Source organism: Cognatilysobacter xinjiangensis, from assembly GCF_014651995.1.
Taxonomy (GTDB): Bacteria; Pseudomonadota; Gammaproteobacteria; order Xanthomonadales; family Xanthomonadaceae; genus Cognatilysobacter; species Cognatilysobacter xinjiangensis.
The window spans coordinates 1,696,449-1,713,967 of sequence record NZ_BMXY01000001.1; the positions used below are offsets into that span (position 1 = coordinate 1,696,449).

Here is a 17,519-nt window from a genome sequence, read left to right on the forward strand (position 1 = left end):
CATGATTTCGCGGCTGTTGCGCCGCTGACGGCGAAGCAGTGCTTCGCCATACCCGCGGTGCGAAACAGCGGAACCCCGCTGCCGCCATGGGCATGATTTCGCGGCTGTTGCGCCGCTGACGGCGAAGCAGTGCTTCGCCATATCGGCGGTGCGAAACAGCGGAACCTCGCTGCCGCCATGGGGGCGATGCCATGGCGGTAATTTCGAGGCTGTTGCGCCGCTGATGGCGGAGCGGTGCTGCGCGCTCGAACGAAGCACCGCGATTTCAGGAAGGGATCAGGTCTTTCGCTGGCTCAGCGCCACGCTGCCGAGGATGAGCGCTGCAGCGATGGCCATGCGGAGCGTCGGTGCCTCGTCGAGCAACCACCACGCCCAGGCGACGCCGAACAACGGGACGAGGTACGTGACCGTCGAGGCACGCGCGGCACCGACGCGTGCGATCAGGCGGTAGTACATGACGAAGGCGATCCCGGTGCAGAGCACCCCGAGCAGCACCACCGACGTCCATGCGTGCATCGACGGCATGCGCTCGGGCCACTGCGCGATGCCGAACGGAAGCACGAGGATCGCGGCGCAGAGCAACGTCGCCGGCGCGACGGCGGTGGCCGGCAGCCCGGTGAGATGCCGGCGCACAAGGTTGATGCCGATGCCGTAGAGCAACGCGGCCGACGCACCCGCCATCACCGCCGGGCCGATGTCCGCGCCGGCGATGCGCCCGCTGGCCAGCACGACCACGCCCGCGAAGCCGATCGCCAGCGTGACGCTGCGCGCCAAGCCGATGCGCTCGCCGAAGAACAGCGCGCCGACGAGCGCGGTGAACAGCACGGTCATCGCATTGCAGATCGCGCCGACGCCGGCCGGCGCGCGCTCGGCGGCCCAGGCGAACAGCAGGAACGGCACCGCCGAGTTGATCGCGCCGATCAGCGCCAGCTTCGGCCACAGCCTGAGCGGGAACGACGCCCGCGCACGCCACAGGAACGGCAGCAGCACGATCGCGCCGAGCGCGAGCCGCAGCTCGACCAGCGCCGCGGGTCCGAACTCGGTCGCTGCCACTCGCATGAAGAGGAAGGACGCGCCCCAGATCGCGCCGAGCACGCCGATCTCCACCGGCGTGATCCAGCGATCGGCGGCGGGCGCCGGGAGCGTTGCAGCGGTTGCGTGGACGGCCATCGGATCCTCCGGGGACGGAAGCCTCGGATGGCGGTGCGTGGGCGGCTACCCGCATCCTGCGCACCGCCAGCCGTGAGCGAGGTTGGGGTCGGCTCGCCATTGTCCTCGGCATCAGTGTGCGCACAAGCGCATACTTTCGCTGTCCGCCACAAATCTGGCTTGAGGCTCGCATGAGTACCCGTGCGGAATGGCTGTCGGCCCTGGCCGCCTTCGAATCGGCGGCGCGCCACCAGAACTTCGCCCATGCCGGCGAGGAGCTGCACTTGACCGCCAGCGCGGTCAGCCACCACGTGCGCAAGCTGGAATCGCGGCTCGGCCTGCCGCTGTTCCAGCGCCATGCGCGCGGCGTGTCGCTCACCGCCGCCGGGCGGCAACTGGCCGACGCCGCCAGCAGCTCGCTCGCCGACCTCGAGGACGTGCTGCGCGGGCTCAAGGCGTCGAGCGGCGACGATGACCTCGTGCGTATCGCCACGCTGCATTCCTTTGTCACCGCCTGGCTGATGCCGCGCCTGCCCCGCTTCGCCGAGGCCCATCCGCAGGTGCGGCTGAGCATCGAGACGGGCTTCGCCATCGCGCGTTTCGACGACAGCGGCCCCGACCTCGCGATCCGCCACGGCCCCGGCCAGTGGCCCGGCACCCATGCGACGCGACTGCTCGGCGAGCAGCTGTTTCCCGTCGCCTCGCCGACCATGCCGGGCGTCGAGGCGGTTGCGACGGCGCGCGACGTCGCCCGGCTGCCACTGGTGTCCGACAACGCGCGCCAGGGCTGGCCCGACTGGTTCCGCGCCGCGCGCGTGCTCGGCATCACCCCGGACGAGCGCTACCGCTTCACCGATTCCACCGGTGCATTGGAAGCTGCGGCCACCGGCCTCGGCGCCGTGCTTGCGCGCGAGCACATCGTCGCGCGTTATCTCGCGAGCGGCCGGCTGGTGCGGCTGCCGGGCCCGTCGGTGACGTCGCGCTGGTCGTACTACGTCGTCGAGCCCACGCACCGGCGGCTGCGACCGGCCGCGCGCGCGTTCGCCGACTGGGTCATCGCCGAGGCCCGCGCCGAGGCGGATTGAGCGACAACGGCGACGCGTCGCACCGGGCGGCCACGCCGCCACCGATAATGGCCCGATGTCTACACCCGAAACCCGCCGCGCCTTCCTGCAGATCCACGTCTGCGTCGTCCTCTGGGGCTTCACCGCCATCCTTGGCAAGCTGATCAGCCTCGCGGCGCTGCCCCTGGTGTGGTGGCGCATGCTGTTCGTGGTCGCGGTGCTGCTGCTGGTGCCGCGCGTCTGGCGCGGACTGCGCGAAATGCCGCTGCGCCTGATCGGCGCTTACTCGGGTATCGGCGTGCTGGTCGCGCTGCACTGGCTGACGTTTTACGGCTCGATCAAGCTCTCCAACGCATCGGTGGGCGCGACCTGCATCGCGCTGGGCACGGTCTTCACCGCGATGGCCGAGCCCTGGCTCGCGCGCACGCGCTTCCAGCCGCGCGACTTCCTGCTCGGCGTCGCGGTGCTGCCGGGCGTCGCGCTGGTGGTCGGCGGCATTCCACCGGGCATGCGCATGGGCATCGTCGTCGGCACCGTGTCGGCGATCTTCGTGGCGCTGTTCGGCTCGCTCAACAAGCGTCTTGTCGAGCACGGCGACGCGCTAACGATCACCGCGATCGAGCTCGGCGCCGGCACGATCGCGCTGACCCTGCTCTCGCCGCTGCTGGGCACCGTCATGCCCGGCGAGGCACTGGCCTTTGCCTTTCCCTCGCTGCACGACACCGCGCTGCTGCTCGGGTTGGCCATCGGCTGCACGCTGATTCCGTACGCGCTGTCGCTGGTCGCGCTGCGGCACATGAGCGCGTTCGCGGCGCAGCTCGCGGTGAACCTCGAGCCCGTCTACGCGATCGTGCTGGCCATCCTGCTGCTCGGCGAGCAGCGCGAGTTGAGCCTGGCGTTCTACGGCGGCGTCGCGATCATCCTCGGCGCGGTGCTGGCCTATCCGCTGATGCACCGCCTGCGCCGCATCGAGCATCCGGAAATGCTCGCCGCCTCCGAGTCCAAGGGCATGGTGGACTGACGCCGCCCTACCGGGACGCGCGCTTGCGCCCCGGCCCCTTCGGTTCGCCGTCGCGGCGGAAGGCCGGCGGGTAGTAGAAGTTGATCGTGCGCAGCAGTGCCGTGCCCGTGTTGCGGATCTCGTGGCGCTCGCCCTTCTCGATCACCAGCAGGCGGCCGGGTTCGAGCGCGACGCGGCGCTTGCGGCCCTCCGTTTCGACGATGGCCACGCCGCGGCCATCGACGACGTAGAGCCACTGGTCCGCGCCGTGGTGGCGGTTGTCGTCGCCGCCCTCGCTGTCGCCGGGTGCGAGCACCATTTCGGCGCACTGCGCGCGACGCACTTCGAACGCGACGCGGAAGCCTTGGCCGAGTTTCAGCTTCTTCGTGTGCATGGCCCCGACGCTCTCATGGCGGGCGTCGACGTCGCGTTGGCCGGACGCGACGAGGGCGCCGCGATCGCGCCGCCCTCGCCCGAATGCCCCGGATCAGCCCGGCGCGTGCACCGACGGGTCGAACGTCATGTGGCAGATGTTGAGCTTGTTGCCGTCCAGGTCGCGGAAGTACGCGGCGTAGAAGCCCGGGAAGCGCTCGCCCGGCGCGCCCTCGTCGGTGCCGCCGAGCTCGATGGCCTTGGCGTACACGGCATCGACCTGCGCCGGGTCCTTCGCTTCCAGCGCGACCATCGTGCCGTTTCCGACCGTCGCCGCGTTCTTGTCGAACGGCACGGTGATGCCGAGGCCGGCGCCCGGCCCGCCGTTGCCGTAGGCGATGAAGTAGCCCGGCTGCTCCATCTCGCGCTTGCCGCCGATCAGGGCCAGCAACTCGTCGTAGAAGCGAGCCGCGCGTGGCAGGTCGTTGGTGCCGAGGGTGGTGTAGGCGATCATCGAAGGGCTCCCCGTGTAAGGCCGTCGATGCTAGCGGGTTCACCGTCGCGCCCCGGCCGGTCGGGGCGCAGACAAGCACGCGGCGCAGCGTCTATCCTCGCCGCGGTCACAGGGGACGATCCATGAACGCGAACACTCAGCACGACATCGGCAAGCTGCTCCTGCGCGTCACGCTCGGCGTGCTCGTGCTGCTGCACGGCCTGGCCAAGCTCAACGGCGGCATGGCCGGCATCGTGCGCATGGTGGAGGCGCGCGGCTTTCACGGCGCGCTGGGCTACGGCGTGCTGCTCGGCGAGGTCGTCGGCCCGCTGATGCTGATCGCCGGTTTCCATGCGCGCATCGGCGGCGCGCTGGTGTTCGTCAACATGCTGTTCGCGATCGTGCTGGTGCACCTGGGCCAGCTCGGCAGCTTCAATTCGCAGGGTGGCTGGTCGCTGGAATTGCAGGCCATGTACCTGGTCGGCGGGCTGGCGGTGGCGCTGCTGGGCCCGGGCCGCTTCAGCGTCAACGAGCGCTGACATGCAGACCGTCGAATTCGATCTGGAAGGCGAGTACGTCGAGCTCAACCAGCTGCTGAAGCTGGCCGGGCTCTGCGACAGTGGCGGCGCGGGCAAGCAGATCGTCGCCAGCGGCGCGGTTTCTGTGGACGGCAACGTGGAGCTGCGCAAGACCGCGAAGATCCGCGCCGGGCAGGTGGTGCGGCTGGACGACGTCGAGATCCGCGTCGTCCAGCGCTGATCACTTCACCAGCGGGCCCAGCGTCGGCCAGACATGGTCGAGCAGGCGCGGCTGCGCCGCGGCGGTGGGATGCAGGTTGTCGGCCTGGAACGCGCGGCGATCGAGCATGACCGGCTCCAGCAGGAACGGCACCAGCGCGGTGCCGCGGTTCTTCGCCACCGTGGTAAAGGCGTTCGCGAAGCTCTCCGTGTAGGCGCGACCCAGGTTGGGCGGCATGCGCATGCCCACCAGCACCACCTTCGCGCCCGAGGCCTGCGAGAGCTGCACCATGCGGTCGAGGTTCGCGCGCATGCGGTCGACCGGCAGCCCGCGCAGGCCGTCGTTCGCGCCCAGCTCGATCACCACGACGGCGGGCTTCACCCGCGCCAGCTCGCGCGGCAGGCGCGACAGCCCGCCCGCGGTGGTCTCACCGCTCACGCTGGCGTTGACCACCGACCAGCCGGGATGCGTCGTCTTCATGCGTCGCGACAGCAGCGAGACCCAACCCTGCTGCGCCTGGATGCCGTAGCCGGCCGAGAGCGAATCGCCCACCACCAGCACCGTCTTCGTGGTCGCCGGCGCGCGCGCCGGGCCCTTCGCCTGCACGGGCAGCGCCAGCGCGAGCAGCGCCGCCAGGAGGCCCACCAACCAAAGGCCCTGTTGCACACGGGCCCGCATGCCTACATATGCTCGACTCATTCGTTCCTCCGGCCGGTCGTCGGCCCAATTGGAGACATGATGCTCGACGCGACCGTGAACACCGCCCGAAGCACCACGCCGTCGGCCCTCGCCGTCGAAGGCCTCGGCAAGCGCGTGCCGCTACCCTCCGGCGACCTCGTCATCCTGCGCGACGTGGGCTTCGCGATCGCGCCGGGCGAGTCGGTGGCGATCGTCGGCGCCTCGGGCTCGGGCAAGAGCACGCTGCTCTCGCTGCTCGCGGGGCTGGACACGCCCTCGTCCGGCCAAGTGGTGCTCGACGGCCAGGCGCTGTCGGCGCTAGACGAGGACGGCCGTGCGCGAGTGCGCGGCGAAAAAGTCGGCTTCGTGTTCCAGAACTTCCAGCTGCTGCCCTCGCTCACCGCCCTGGAGAACGTAATGCTGCCGCTGGAACTGCGCGGCGACCGCGATGCAGAAACACCCGCGCGCGCGATCCTGGGCCGCGTCGGCCTCGGCGAGCGGCTCGGCCACTATCCACGCCAGCTCTCCGGGGGCGAGCAGCAGCGCGTGGCGCTTGCGCGGGCGTTCGTCACCCGCCCCGGCCTGCTGTTCGCCGACGAGCCCACCGGCAACCTCGACACGCGCACCGGCGCGGCCATCATCGAGCTGCTGTTCGAGCTCAACGCACAGGCCGGCACCACGCTGGTGCTGGTCACGCATGACGATGCGCTCGCCGCGCGCTGCGGGCGGCGTATCCGGCTCGACGCCGGCCGCCTCGCCGACGATTCGGCGACCGCCTGATGCCCGCCGCCTTCTCCCTCGCCTGGCGCCAGCTGCGCCGCGACCTGCGCGCCGGCGAGGTGCGCATCCTGATCGCCGCGATCGTGCTCGCGGTGCTGGCCGTCACCGCGGTGGGTTTCGTCACCGACCGCGCCGAGCGCGCGCTGACCATCGAGGCCAACCGCCTGATGGGCGGCGATGCCGTGGTGCGTGGCGATGGCCCGCCGTCCGCACGCCAGATCGAGGCCGCGCGGGCGCCGGGCCTGCGCTTCACCGAGACGCGCGAGCTGACGACGATGGCGTCCATCGGCGAGGGTGACGCGCAGCGCCTCAAGCTCGCCGACCTGCGCGCGCTCGGCGACGGCTTCCCGCTGCGCGGCAGCTTCCGGCTGGTCGATGCGAACGGCGTCGAATCCACCGCGCAACGCATTCCCGCGCGCGGCACCGCCTGGATCACCCGCGCCGGCGCACAAGCGCTGGATGCGCGCATCGGCGACGTCGTCACGCTGGGCGAATCCCGCTTCCGCATCGACGCGATCGTTGCCCAAGAGCCCGACGCGTCGATCGACATGTTCAACATCGCGCCGCGCGTGATCATCGCGCTCGCCGACCTGCCGGCCACCGGGCTGGTGCAGGAAGGCAGCCGCATCGGCTACCGGTTGATCGTCGCCGGCGATTCGGGCGCGGTGGAGCGCTTCACCGCGACTGCCAAGGCCTCCCTGCAGCGCGGCCAGCGGTTCGAGGCGGTCGGCTATGCACGCCCCGAGGTGAATTCCGCGTTGGATCGCGCCGGTCGCTTCCTCGGCCTCGCGGCGATGGTGTCGGTGATGCTGGCCGCCGTCGCCGTCGCGATGGCGGCGCGCCGGCACAGCGAGCGCCACCGCGCCGGCGCGGCCGTGATGCGCTGCCTGGGTGCGTCGCAGCGGCGCATCGTCGCGATCCATGTCGGCGAGCTCATGCTGCTCGGCCTGTTCGCGAGCCTTGCCGGCGTGGCGCTGGCCTTCCTGCTGCAGTGGGGCGTGGGCCTGTGGCTCGCGCAGAAGCTGGCGCTGTCGATTCCGCCCGCCAGCGCGCTGCCGGCCTTGCAGGGCCTGATGCTGGGCCTCGTGGTGCTGCTCGCCTTTGGCGCACCGCCGGTACTTGCGCTGCGTCGCGTGCCGGCGCTGCGCGTGCTGCGTCGCGATCTAGACCCGGTCGAGCCCAGCGCATGGGCGGTGGGCGCGCTCGGCCTCGCCGCGCTCGGCGCGCTGCTGTGGTGGAAGGCGGGCTCGGCGACGCTCGGGCTGTCGATGCTGGTGGGCGTCGTGGCCACGCTGGCGGCGCTCGCGCTGCTGGCCGGCCTGCTCATCCTCGCCGTGCGCGCGCTGCGAACCCGCCTGCGCGGGCCGCTGCGCTACGGCCTGGCCAACGTGAGCCGTCGCGCAGGCGCGAGCGTCGCGCAGGTCTGCGCGCTGGGCCTCGGGCTTATGGCGCTGCTGCTGCTCACCTTCGTGCGCACCGACCTGCTCGATCGCTGGCAGCGCTCGCTGTCCACCGACGTGCCCAACCGTTTCATCATCAACGTGCAGGACGACCAGGTGGGCGATGTGCGCGCCTTCATCCGCGACGAGGGCATCGCCGCGCCCGAGCTGGTGCCGATGATCCGCGCGCGCCTGGTCAGCCGGAACGGCCGCGCCACCGGCGGCGCCGAATACAGCGAGGAACAGGCGCGACGCTTCGCCGAGCGCGAGTTCAACCTGTCGGTGGCGGCCAAGCCGGGCGTCGGCAATGAGATCACCGCGGGCAAGTGGTGGACTGGCAAACCCCGCACGCCCGAGCTCTCCGTCGAGCAGCGCTTCGCCGAGCGCCTCGGCTGGAAGGTCGGCGACCGCATCGGCTTTGACATCGCCGGCCAGCCGTTCGAGGCGCGCGTCACCTCGTTGCGCGAGGTCGACTGGGAGAGCTTCACGCCGAACTTCTTCGTCGTCGCCTCGCCCGGTGCGCTCGACGGCTATGCGGCGAGCTGGATCACCGCGGTGCGCGTGCCGCCGTCGCAGCCGCGCTTCACCGCGCGCCTCGTCGACCGCTTCCCCAACCTCACCGTCGTCGACATCGACGCCGTCCTCGAGCAGGTCCGCGCGACCGGCGACCAGGTGTCCACGGTCGTGCAGGTGGTGTTCTGGTTCTCGCTCGCCGCCGGCGTGCTGGTGCTGATGGCCGCGGTCACCGCGAGCCAGGACGAGCGCCTACTCGAGGGCGGGGTGATGCGCGTGCTGGGCGCAAAACGCGGTCAGCTGCGGCTGGCGCAGGCTTCGGAGTTCCTCGCGATCGGGCTGCTGTCGGGGTTGGTCGCCGCGGTTGCGGCCTCTGTACTGTCGGGCGTCGTCGCCACGCGCGTGTTCGACCTGCCCTGGTCCTTCGACTGGAAGCCGGCGCTGGCCGGCGCCGCGATCGGCATGCTGGCCGCGCTCGTGGCCGGCCTGTGGGCGACGCGGCGCGTGCTCGACGCACCGCCGTCGACCACGTTGAGGGAACTGCAGGACTAGGCGTCAGCTCGCCTGCGCGGCGAGCGCGTCGCGGATCAGCAGTGCGTCGTCGCCGCGCGCGATCGCCCAGGCATCCATGCCGATGCCGAGCACGAGGTGCGGGCTGAGGCGCGCGAGGTCGACGTCGGCGACACCGAGGTCGTGGCCATCGAGCTCGCTGCGCGCGTCGAGCGCGGCAGCGAGCCGCTCGGCGACGACGTGCATCGTGCCGTCGGTCAGCTGGAACGCATGCAGGCGCATTCGGTCCCTCGCGTGCGTATGCCGGGAGCGGCCCGCCGGACGAGGAGTCCCCGGTCGTGCGAACCGGGGACCCATGCCTCACAGGAGGCGGCGCCGCACGGGGCGGATGCGCGACGGAGAGCCGTCGCGGATTCGACGCTGCGCCCGGCTCCGTTAGCCATGCGTGACAGTCGGATAAAAAAACCCCGGGCCTGGGCCCGGGGTTGGAGAGGAAGGCTGCAACCACCTTGCAGCTGACCACGCCGCCACCTTCGCCCAGCGGCCGTGAGATGACCGTGACGGTCGACGCCCTTCGTCGGAATGTGTGCGCTGCTGCGCATAAAGAGACGCCCCGGCATGACCGGGGCGTGCAAGCGTCGTTGCCGCGGCAGACCTGTGCACGGGTTGCTGCCGGGGGCCGCTGTCGGTGCCGTAGCTTTGCTTGTCGGCGGCCTTGCGCGCAGGGTGCGCAAGGCATCGTTAACCGCCCATGATCCGTTGCGCGGCGCCGTCGCGTGCCGCATCGCATCATGTCGCGATGGACCTTCCCGGCACCCGCGCGCTGCTGCATCTCGTCCTCCATGCGATCGTCCCATTGGCCGTCGCGCTGGCGTGGCCGGGACGTCGATGGGCGGAGACATATGCGTTGCTGCTCGCGGGCTGGCTGATCGACGTCGATCATCTGCTCGCCGATCCCATCTATGCGCCGGGCCGTTGCAGCATCGCGTTCCATCCGCTGCACGAGCCGTGGGCCATCGTCGTGTACGTCGCAATGCTGGTGCCCAAGCGTACGCGGGTGTTCGCCGTGGGCCTGCTGATCCACATCGTGCTCGACGGCATCGACTGCGTGCTGATGCGCTGACGGTTACGGCCGGTTTGTCGCTGCCGTGATCCAGCGCTCCCTAGCCTCGGTCCACACGCCCGCTTCGAAGGACACGAGATGCTCGCCACCACCTACCGGCGCCCGTACAAGGTACGCGCGGAACACGTTGCCGAACCGAAGATCGAACACCCCAATGATGCGATCGTGAAGGTCAGCCGCACCTGCATCTGCGGCTCCGACCTGCACCTCTACCACGGCCTCGTGCCGGACACGCGCGTGGGCACCATCTTCGGCCACGAGTTCTGCGGCATCGTGACGGAAGTCGGCTCGTCGGTGCAGAACCTGCAGGTGGGCGACCACGTCATCGTGCCGTTCAACATCGCCTGCGGCAGTTGCTACTTCTGCCAGCGCGAGCTCTACGGCAACTGCCACAACACGAACCCCGAGGCGACAGCGGTCGGCGGCATCTTCGGTTATTCGCACACCACCGGCGGCTACCACGGTGGCCAGGCGGAGTACGTGCGCGTGCCGTTCGCCGACATCGGCCCGACGAAGATTCCCGAAGGCATGCACATCGAGGACGCGGTGCTGCTGACGGACGTGGTCCCCACCGGCTACCAGGCCGCGGAAATGGGCGATATCAAGGAAGGCGACACGGTAGTGGTGTTCGGCGCCGGCCCGGTCGGCATCCTCGCCGCGCGCAGCGCCTGGCTGATGGGCGCGGGCCGCGTGATTGTCGTAGACCACGTGGAATACCGGCTCGACTTCGTCGCCAAGTGGGCGCCGGCCGAGGTCATCAATTTCAAGGAAATCGATGACATGGTGCTGCACCTGAAGAAGATCACCGACTGGCTGGGCCCGGACGTCTGCATCGATGCGGTCGGCGGCGAAGCGGACGGCAGCCTGTGGCAGTCGATCACCGGCGTACGCATGAAGCTGCAGGCCGGCGCCGCGACCGCGGCGATGTGGGCCATCAACTCGGTGCGCAAGGGCGGGAACATCTCGATCGTCGGCGTTTACGGCCCGACCGTGAATGCCATTCCGCTGGGCAACGCGGTCAACAAGGGCCTGACCATCCGCGCCAACCAGGCCAGCGTGAAGCGCCACCTGCCGCGCCTCATCGAGCACGTGATGGCCGGCCGCATCAAGCCACGCGAAATCATCACCCACCGCGTCCCGCTGGAGGACGTGGAAGACGCGTACAACATGTTCTCGGGCAAGAAGGAGGGCTGCATCAAGCCGATCCTGATTCCGCCGGGCATGGCCAATATCGCCGAGGTGCCCGTCACCTCGCCGCACCTGCATTGAGGAGACGACCCATGAATTTCGACCGTTCGCAGATTCCAGGCTGGGGCGCCGACCTCGATCGCAGAAACCGCCCCGCCGTGCCGATGGAGCGTATGCCGCCGCGCGAGGACGACGCGCACTGGGACGTGCCCGAGGCGCAGGCGCAGACCGTCGAGGTGCTGCATTCCATCGAGCGCCCCGGCAATACACCGGTGTTCGGCACCGCGTGCCCGCCGTCGGGGCTGTCGGGCAAAATCCGCCGCGCCGCGTTCCGCCACAGCGAGGGACGCCTGCGTCACTGGATGATGCTGCTGCTCGCCGACCGCGTGAACGTCATTGAGGGGCTGTTCGACGATGCGCGCCGTTCCAAGAAGGCGCATTCGATCGCGGCCATCGGACTCGTCGGCCTGATCGCGGTGATGTGGCTGCGTCGCTGACGTCGTCCTGCATTTGATCGAATCGACCGAGGGCCGCAGCGATGCGGCCCTCGGTTCATGTGGCGAGCGGTAGACGTACGGCTTTCATGCCTCGCTCGGAAAGCCGCGCCCGCGGCGCAGCCGGATCGGTCCACCCGCGAGCATGACCTCCGACGACGGCAACTCGCGCTCGCCCTGCGTCACCGCGATCTCGTCCGATTCGGCCATCGCAGCCGCCACGCGCCTGACCTGCGGCATCGATGCACGCCATTCGGTTTCGTCGGGCGACAGTGCGCGCGCTACTTCCGACGGGCAGATCGACGCGTCGTCGGCACGTCGTCGCAGCAGGGCCACGACACAGTCGCGGATCGCCGCGTCGTCGGCCATCAGCTACCGAGCATCGGCAGCTTCAGCCCCTGCTCGCTCGCGCACTGCTGCGCCAGCTCGTAGCCGGCGTCGGCATGGCGCATCACGCCGGTGCCCGGGTCGTTCCACAGCACGCGTGCGAGGCGGCAGTCGGCTGCTTCGGTGCCGTCGCAGACGATCACCACGCCCGAGTGCTGCGAGTAACCCATCCCGACGCCCCCGCCGTGGTGCAGCGACACCCACGTCGCGCCACCGGCGACGTTCAGCATGGCGTTGAGCAGCGGCCAGTCGGAGACGGCGTCGCTGCCGTCCTTCATGGCTTCGGTCTCGCGGTTCGGCGAGGCGACCGAGCCGCTGTCGAGATGGTCGCGGCCGATCACCACCGGCGCCTTCAGCTCGCCGCTGCGCACCATCTCGTTGAACGCGAGCGCGAGCTTGTGGCGCTGGCCGAGTCCGACCCAGCAGATGCGCGCCGGCAGACCCTGGAAGGCGATGCGCTCGCGCGCCATGTCGAGCCAGCGGTGCAGGTGCGGATCGTCGGGGATCAGCTCCTTCACCTTCGCGTCGGTCTTGTAGATGTCTTCCGGATCGCCACTCAGCGCGACCCAGCGGAACGGGCCGATGCCGCGGCAGAACAGCGGGCGCACGTAGGCCGGCACGAAGCCCGGGAAATCGAAGGCGTCGCTGCAGCCTTCGTCGAAGGCCATCTGGCGGATGTTGTTGCCGTAGTCGAAGGTCGGGATGCCCTGGCGCTTGAACGCGAGCATGGCCTCGACGTGCGTGCGCATCGACCTCTTCGCCTCGTCGCGCACGCGCTCGGGGTCGTTCTTCTGCGCTTCGAGCCACTGTTCGACGGTCCAGCCGATCGGCAGGTAGCCGTGCACCGGATCGTGCGCGCTGGTCTGGTCGGTGACGGCATCGGGGCGGACGCCGCGCCGCACGAGTTCCGGCAGCACATCGGCCGCATTGCCGAGCAGCGCGATCGACTTGGCCTCGCCGGCCTTGGTGTACTTCTCGATGCGCGCGAGCGCGTCGTCGAGGTCGGCCGCCTGCTCGTCGACGTAGCGCGTGCGCAGGCGGAAATCGATGCGCGACTGCTGGCATTCGATGGTGAGCGAGCAGGCGCCCGCAAGCGTCGCCGCGAGCGGCTGCGCGCCGCCCATGCCGCCGAGGCCCGCCGTGAGCATCCAGCGACCCGTCAGGTCGCCGCCATAGGACTGGCGGCCCATCTCGACGAACGTCTCGTACGTGCCCTGCACGATGCCCTGCGAGCCGATGTAGATCCACGAGCCGGCCGTCATCTGGCCGTACATCATCAGGCCCTTCCTATCGAGCTCGTTGAAGTGCTCCCACGTGGCCCAGTGCGGCACGAGGTTGGAGTTGGCGAGCAGCACGCGCGGCGCGTCGGGATGCGTCGGGAAGATGCCGACCGGCTTGCCGGACTGGATCAGCAGCGTCTCGTCGTCGCCCAGCTGGCGCAGTGATTTCAGGATCGCGTCGAAGCATTCCCAGTCGCGTGCGGCGCGGCCGATGCCGCCATAGACCACCAGCTCGGCGGGGTTCTCGGCCACCTCGGGGTCGAGGTTGTTCTGCAGCATGCGGAACGGGGCTTCGGTCAGCCAGGACCGGCAGCTGAGTTCGGTGCCGCGCGGCGCGCGGACGGTGCGGGTGGGATCGACGCGCGTGGACATCCAGAGCTTCCGGTGCGTGGTGACCGCCGGATTATCGCACCGCCCCAAACGACGACGCCCGGCACGGGGCCGGGCGTCGGGACTGCTTGGCGACGGCGATCAGCGGATCGCGGGGTCAAGCGTGCGCAGCGCCTGCACGACGTCGATCTGCCCGGTATTGCGCAGGTCGTCGTTCGTGTAGACGCGGCCGGCCTGGTACGAGACGCAGCGACCATCGGCCTTGGCGCGACGCGAGCGGATCATCGTGCCGGTCTCGCGCAGGCAATGGCGATCGACATCGGCACGCGCGCCGTCTTCCTTCGCCCTGGCGGTATCGGCAGGCACGGGGTCGGCGGGCCGTGCAGCGGTGCTGCTCTGTGCGAACACCGGAGCGGCCGTGAGCAGCGCCGCGAGGAGCAGGTATCGACGGATCATGGCGGTCACCTCCTGGGAATGCCTGCCACGATACGCCGCGCACGCTGCATAGGCTCGAAACGCACCGTCCGTCAGTCGGCCGGGCAGCTCGTCGGGCGCTTGGCGCGGAAGGCTTCGGCGGCGGCCGCATCCACCGGCCGCGGGGGCGTACCGCCATCGAACAGCACGTGCCAGACGCCGTCGGCGCCGCGGCGCCACACGGACTGGAAGGTACTCATCTGCAGGCGCGTGCCGTCGGGCCCCTGTATCTCCGTCAGCGCCGGCCCGGTCGACCAGGCGAGGTCGCCGACCGCCGTGGTGCGCGCGGGATACCACTCCAGCCGGATGCCGTCGCCGCGCACGATGCCGTCCCAGCCCTTCACTATCGCCTCGCGCCCGCGCTGCGGACGCGGCGAGCCCACGCCGAAGGCCGCGTCGGGCGCGATGTGCTGCGCGAACGCGGCGGCATCGTGCTCGGCCACCGAGCGCGCGAACGAGAGCTCGCGCATGAACACCGCGCACTCGTCTGCGGACAACGGTTCCGGCGGCGGCGCGGCGGCGGTGGCGGCGAGCAGCGGCACGAGCGCGAGGGCGAACGGCATTGCGACACTCCGGTGATCGATTCCGAGATAGTGATGCGCGCGCCTGTCATGGGCGAGCGGCTAAAGTCACCGTTGCTTTCGACCTAGTTTCCGTACGTGATCCGACCGCTCATTGCCGCAGTCCTCGCCGTCACCCTCGCCGCCTGCGCCAGCACCCCCAAGCCCTCCGATACGCCGCCCGCCGTCGTGTTGATCTCGATCGACGGCTTCCGCGCCGCCGACCTCGGCCGCGGCCTCACGCCCCACCTCGATGCCCTCGCCCGCGACGGCGTGCGTGCCGAGTACATGCGGCCTTCCTACCCGAGCCTGACCTTCCCGAACCACTACACGCTGGTGACCGGGCTGCGGCCGGATCGGCACGGGCTGGTGCACAACACCATGAGGGACGAGACGCTCGGTCGTTTCGCGTTGGCGCGCACCGAAGCCGTCGACGACGCGCGCTGGTGGGGCGGCGAACCCATCTGGGCGACCGCGGAGAACGCCGGCATCCGCAGCGCCACCATGTTCTGGCCGGGCAGCTCGGCCGCGATCGGCGGCGTGCGGCCGTCGGAATGGCGCGCCTACGACGAGACGTTCTCGGGCGAAGCACGCGTGGACACGGTGCTCGGCTGGCTGGAGCGCCCGGCAGCGACGCGCCCGCGCCTGGTCACGCTGTATTTCGAGGACGTGGACCACGCCGAACACGACCATGGCCCGGGCTCGCCCGAAGCCGAGGCGGCGATCAGGACCGTGGACGGCTACATCGGCCGCCTGCGCACAGGGCTCGCGACGCGCGGGCTCGACGCGCAGGTCGACGTCGTCGTGGTCTCCGACCACGGCATGGCGCCGGTACCGCCCGCGCACGTCGTGGCGGTGGAGGACATGGCGCCGCCGGAGATCGCCGCGAACGTCACCACCGGGCAGTCCGTGGGCTTCCGGCCGCAGCCGGGCCGCGAGGACGAAACGCGCCGCCGCCTGCTCGGCCGCCACGACCACTACGAATGCTGGACGCGCGAATCGCTGCCGCCGCGCTGGCACTACGGCGCGCACGCGCGCGTGCCGCCGATCGTCTGCCAGATGGACGAGGGTTGGGACGCAGTGCCGCGCGCGCGTGTCGCCGCGCGCCTTGCCGGCAGCACGCGCGGCTCCCACGGCTACGACCCGGCACTGCCGTCGATGCGTGCGCTGTTCGTCGCGGACGGCCCGTCGTTCCGCGACGGCGCCGTGGTGCCGGCCTTCGACAACGTCGACGTGTATCCGGTGCTCGCGCGGCTGCTCGGCGTCACGCCGCGGCCCAACGACGGCGATCCCGCGACCGGCGCCGCGATGCTTCGCCAGCCGTGATGCCGCGTCGCCCGTCGTTCGGTATTGCAATCGTGGGCCTGGGCCTGGCGGTCGCCAGCCTTGTCCATGCATCGCCCAACTCCGCGTTGCCGATGACGGTGACGGACGCCGGGACCGCGATCGGACGCCTGCAGGACGCGCTGCTGCGCCGCGACAGCGACGCGCTCGACTGCCTCGCCGTATTGCGCGAGGACGACGCGGGCGACGGCTGGTTGTTCGCGCTGCACGAGGTCCACGACGCGCGCTGCGGTGGCGATCCCGACACCTCGACGGTGCGCGCCCGCTACCGCGTTTCGGCCGCTGGCGAGGTCTCCGTGTAAGACGCCGTCGAGGACGCGTACACCGCCCTGCCGTGAGCGGATGCCGGCGTGGCCGTCAGCCGGCCAACAGCCTGCGCATCGCCGCGGCGTAACGCGCGGCGATGGCCTCGCGTGCGACATGGACGCCGTCGCGCACCACGCCGCGGCCGGCGACGTCGACCTCGCGCACGACCGGGCGATTTCCCGAGAACAGCCAGCGATCGACGATATCGTCCTGCGTGGCGCCGGCCAGCACCGGCGCCTGCGCGTCGAGTACCACGCGGTCGTCCCGCGTCGCCTGCGCGGACGCATCGGCGGCGCTGTCCAGCACCTGCGACAGCAGCGACTCGCCGACGCTGGTCGACGCGCCGACGGCGACGTTGCGTCGCCGCGTGACCAGCCGCTGCCCGTACTCGAGCCAGCGCAGTTCCTCCACCGGCGACATCGACACGTGCGAGTCCGAGCCGATGCCGAAGCGACCGCCCGTGTCCATGAACGCGCGCAGCGGAAACAGGCCGTCTCCGAGATTGGCCTCGGTGGTCGTGCAGATCGCAACGGTGGCGCGCGAGGCCGCGATGCCGGCGATTTCCGACGCATCCAGGTGCGTGGCATGCACCAGTGTCCAGCGCCGGTCGACGGGCGCGTGGTCCAGCAGCCATTGCACGGGGCGTGCGCCGCGCAGGTCGACGCACTCGTCCACCTCGGCGATCTGCTCGGCGATGTGGATGTGGATGCGCGAATCGCCCGGCAGCGCGGCCAGCACGTCGCGCATCGCGTCTTCGGGCACCGCGCGCAGGCTGTGCAGCGCGCAACCGATGCGGAGCGTGTCGTCCTGCTGCGCGCGCAGCGTGTCCAGCAGTTGCAGATAAGCGCCGACGTCGTGCCCGAAGCGGCGCTGCCGCTCGGCGAGCGCGCGACCGTCGAAGCCGCCGGTCATGTACAGCACCGGCAGCAGCGTAAGGCGGATGCCGGTCTCGCGCGCGGCGTCGATCAGCGCGCGCGACATCGCGGCCGCGTCCTCGTACGGGCGGCCGTCGGGCGCGTGGTGCAGGTAGTGGAACTCGCAGACCGCCGTGTAGCCGGCTTCGAGCATCTCGACGTAGAGCTGCGCGGCGACGTCGCGCAGCAGCTCGGGGTCGAAGCGCGCGGCCATGCGGTACATGGTTTCGCGCCAGGTCCAGAAGCTGTCGGCCGGATCGGTCTGGCGCTCGGCCAGCCCCGCCATCGCGCGCTGGAAGGCATGCGAATGCAGGTTGGCGATGCCGGGAAGCTCCCAGCCGCGCGCGGTGCGTTGGACGATGGGCTCGGACATGACGGGCGGT

The 17,519-nt window shown here is 70.6% G+C and carries 21 protein-coding genes; 11 read left to right on the top strand and 10 right to left on the bottom strand.

Annotated elements, in window-relative coordinates:
• Nucleotides 1–276: 276 nt before the first annotated feature.
• A complete protein-coding gene (locus IE066_RS08185) occupies nucleotides 277–1,170 on the bottom strand; it encodes a DMT family transporter (protein WP_189448531.1) in 894 nt (297 codons plus the stop codon).
• A gap of 170 nt (nucleotides 1,171–1,340) precedes the next feature.
• Between IE066_RS08185 and IE066_RS08190 the strand changes: the two genes are divergently transcribed.
• Together IE066_RS08190 and IE066_RS08195 are read left to right on the top strand one after the other, a co-directional pair.
• Nucleotides 1,341–2,234, top strand: coding sequence for a LysR substrate-binding domain-containing protein (locus IE066_RS08190; protein WP_189448533.1), 894 nt, complete (start codon nucleotides 1,341–1,343; stop codon nucleotides 2,232–2,234).
• 55 nt (nucleotides 2,235–2,289) lie between these two features.
• The gene (locus IE066_RS08195; protein WP_189448536.1) at nucleotides 2,290–3,234 is read left to right on the top strand and encodes a DMT family transporter; all 945 of its coding nucleotides are present in this window, start codon (nucleotides 2,290–2,292) and stop codon (nucleotides 3,232–3,234) included.
• Nucleotides 3,235–3,241: 7 nt separating this feature from the next.
• Here the strand turns inward: IE066_RS08195 and IE066_RS08200 are convergent, their stop codons facing one another.
• Nucleotides 3,242–3,607, bottom strand: a complete 366-nt coding sequence (locus IE066_RS08200; RefSeq protein ID WP_189448538.1) for a cupin domain-containing protein — start codon at nucleotides 3,605–3,607, stop codon at nucleotides 3,242–3,244.
• Between the two features lie 93 nt (nucleotides 3,608–3,700).
• Nucleotides 3,701–4,099 carry a VOC family protein gene (locus IE066_RS08205; RefSeq protein WP_189448540.1) on the bottom strand — a complete coding sequence of 133 codons (399 nt, stop codon included), beginning with the start codon at nucleotides 4,097–4,099 and terminating at the stop codon, nucleotides 3,701–3,703.
• Nucleotides 4,100–4,221: 122 nt separating this feature from the next.
• On the opposite strand from IE066_RS08205, the gene IE066_RS08210 reads away from it, so the two are divergent.
• On the top strand, nucleotides 4,222–4,617 hold the full coding sequence (locus tag IE066_RS08210; protein WP_189448543.1) for a DoxX family protein: 396 nt from the start codon (nucleotides 4,222–4,224) through the stop codon (nucleotides 4,615–4,617).
• A 1-nt stretch (nucleotide 4,618) separates the two neighbouring features.
• The gene (locus tag IE066_RS08215; RefSeq protein ID WP_189448545.1) at nucleotides 4,619–4,837 is read left to right on the top strand and encodes an RNA-binding S4 domain-containing protein; all 219 of its coding nucleotides are present in this window, start codon (nucleotides 4,619–4,621) and stop codon (nucleotides 4,835–4,837) included.
• On the opposite strand, the gene IE066_RS08220 is transcribed toward IE066_RS08215, so the two are convergent.
• Nucleotides 4,838–5,515 (bottom strand): arylesterase, encoded by a 678-nt coding sequence (locus IE066_RS08220; protein ID WP_189448548.1) that lies wholly within the window; start codon nucleotides 5,513–5,515, stop codon nucleotides 4,838–4,840.
• 39 nt (nucleotides 5,516–5,554) lie between these two features.
• On the opposite strand from IE066_RS08220, the gene IE066_RS08225 reads away from it, so the two are divergent.
• Together IE066_RS08225 and IE066_RS08230 are read left to right on the top strand one after the other, a co-directional pair.
• Nucleotides 5,555–6,274: an ABC transporter ATP-binding protein gene (locus IE066_RS08225; protein WP_189448550.1), complete on the top strand. Its 720-nt coding sequence runs from the start codon at nucleotides 5,555–5,557 to the stop codon at nucleotides 6,272–6,274.
• The gene (locus IE066_RS08230) at nucleotides 6,274–8,778 is read left to right on the top strand and encodes an ABC transporter permease (protein ID WP_189448552.1); all 2,505 of its coding nucleotides are present in this window, start codon (nucleotides 6,274–6,276) and stop codon (nucleotides 8,776–8,778) included. The genes IE066_RS08225 and IE066_RS08230 overlap by 1 nt, the downstream gene beginning before the upstream one ends.
• A gap of 3 nt (nucleotides 8,779–8,781) precedes the next feature.
• On the opposite strand, the gene IE066_RS08235 is transcribed toward IE066_RS08230, so the two are convergent.
• Nucleotides 8,782–9,018, bottom strand: coding sequence for a hypothetical protein (locus IE066_RS08235; protein ID WP_189448555.1), 237 nt, complete (start codon nucleotides 9,016–9,018; stop codon nucleotides 8,782–8,784).
• Nucleotides 9,019–9,535: 517 nt separating this feature from the next.
• On the opposite strand from IE066_RS08235, the gene IE066_RS08240 reads away from it, so the two are divergent.
• The 3 genes from IE066_RS08240 to IE066_RS08250 all read left to right on the top strand — a co-directional run bounded on the left by IE066_RS08240 (nucleotide 9,536) and on the right by IE066_RS08250 (nucleotide 11,544).
• A complete protein-coding gene (locus IE066_RS08240; RefSeq protein WP_189448557.1) occupies nucleotides 9,536–9,859 on the top strand; it encodes a DUF6122 family protein in 324 nt (107 codons plus the stop codon).
• A 78-nt stretch (nucleotides 9,860–9,937) separates the two neighbouring features.
• Complete coding sequence (locus IE066_RS08245) at nucleotides 9,938–11,128, top strand: zinc-dependent alcohol dehydrogenase (RefSeq protein ID WP_189448560.1); 1,191 nt, start codon at nucleotides 9,938–9,940, stop codon at nucleotides 11,126–11,128.
• A gap of 11 nt (nucleotides 11,129–11,139) precedes the next feature.
• The gene (locus IE066_RS08250) at nucleotides 11,140–11,544 is read left to right on the top strand and encodes a hypothetical protein (protein WP_189448562.1); all 405 of its coding nucleotides are present in this window, start codon (nucleotides 11,140–11,142) and stop codon (nucleotides 11,542–11,544) included.
• An 84-nt stretch (nucleotides 11,545–11,628) separates the two neighbouring features.
• Here IE066_RS08250 and IE066_RS08255 read toward each other — a convergent pair whose 3' ends face one another.
• From IE066_RS08255 to IE066_RS08270, 4 genes are all read right to left on the bottom strand, one after another.
• Complete coding sequence (locus IE066_RS08255) at nucleotides 11,629–11,910, bottom strand: DUF3253 domain-containing protein (RefSeq protein ID WP_189448565.1); 282 nt, start codon at nucleotides 11,908–11,910, stop codon at nucleotides 11,629–11,631.
• A complete protein-coding gene (hutU, locus tag IE066_RS08260) occupies nucleotides 11,910–13,580 on the bottom strand; it encodes a urocanate hydratase (RefSeq protein WP_189448567.1) in 1,671 nt (556 codons plus the stop codon). The genes IE066_RS08255 and hutU overlap by 1 nt, the downstream gene beginning before the upstream one ends.
• A 99-nt stretch (nucleotides 13,581–13,679) precedes the next feature.
• A complete protein-coding gene (locus IE066_RS08265) occupies nucleotides 13,680–13,994 on the bottom strand; it encodes a hypothetical protein (RefSeq protein WP_189448570.1) in 315 nt (104 codons plus the stop codon).
• A gap of 71 nt (nucleotides 13,995–14,065) precedes the next feature.
• Nucleotides 14,066–14,575 (bottom strand): YybH family protein, encoded by a 510-nt coding sequence (locus IE066_RS08270; RefSeq protein ID WP_189448572.1) that lies wholly within the window; start codon nucleotides 14,573–14,575, stop codon nucleotides 14,066–14,068.
• 96 nt (nucleotides 14,576–14,671) lie between these two features.
• On the opposite strand from IE066_RS08270, the gene IE066_RS08275 reads away from it, so the two are divergent.
• Nucleotides 14,672–15,898 (top strand): alkaline phosphatase family protein, encoded by a 1,227-nt coding sequence (locus IE066_RS08275; RefSeq protein WP_189448575.1) that lies wholly within the window; start codon nucleotides 14,672–14,674, stop codon nucleotides 15,896–15,898.
• Nucleotides 15,899–15,930: 32 nt separating this feature from the next.
• On the top strand, nucleotides 15,931–16,218 hold the full coding sequence (locus tag IE066_RS08280) for a hypothetical protein (protein ID WP_189448578.1): 288 nt from the start codon (nucleotides 15,931–15,933) through the stop codon (nucleotides 16,216–16,218).
• 55 nt (nucleotides 16,219–16,273) lie between these two features.
• Here IE066_RS08280 and IE066_RS08285 read toward each other — a convergent pair whose 3' ends face one another.
• Nucleotides 16,274–17,509 (bottom strand): formimidoylglutamate deiminase, encoded by a 1,236-nt coding sequence (locus tag IE066_RS08285; RefSeq protein ID WP_189448580.1) that lies wholly within the window; start codon nucleotides 17,507–17,509, stop codon nucleotides 16,274–16,276.
• Nucleotides 17,510–17,519: the final 10 nt, after the last annotated feature.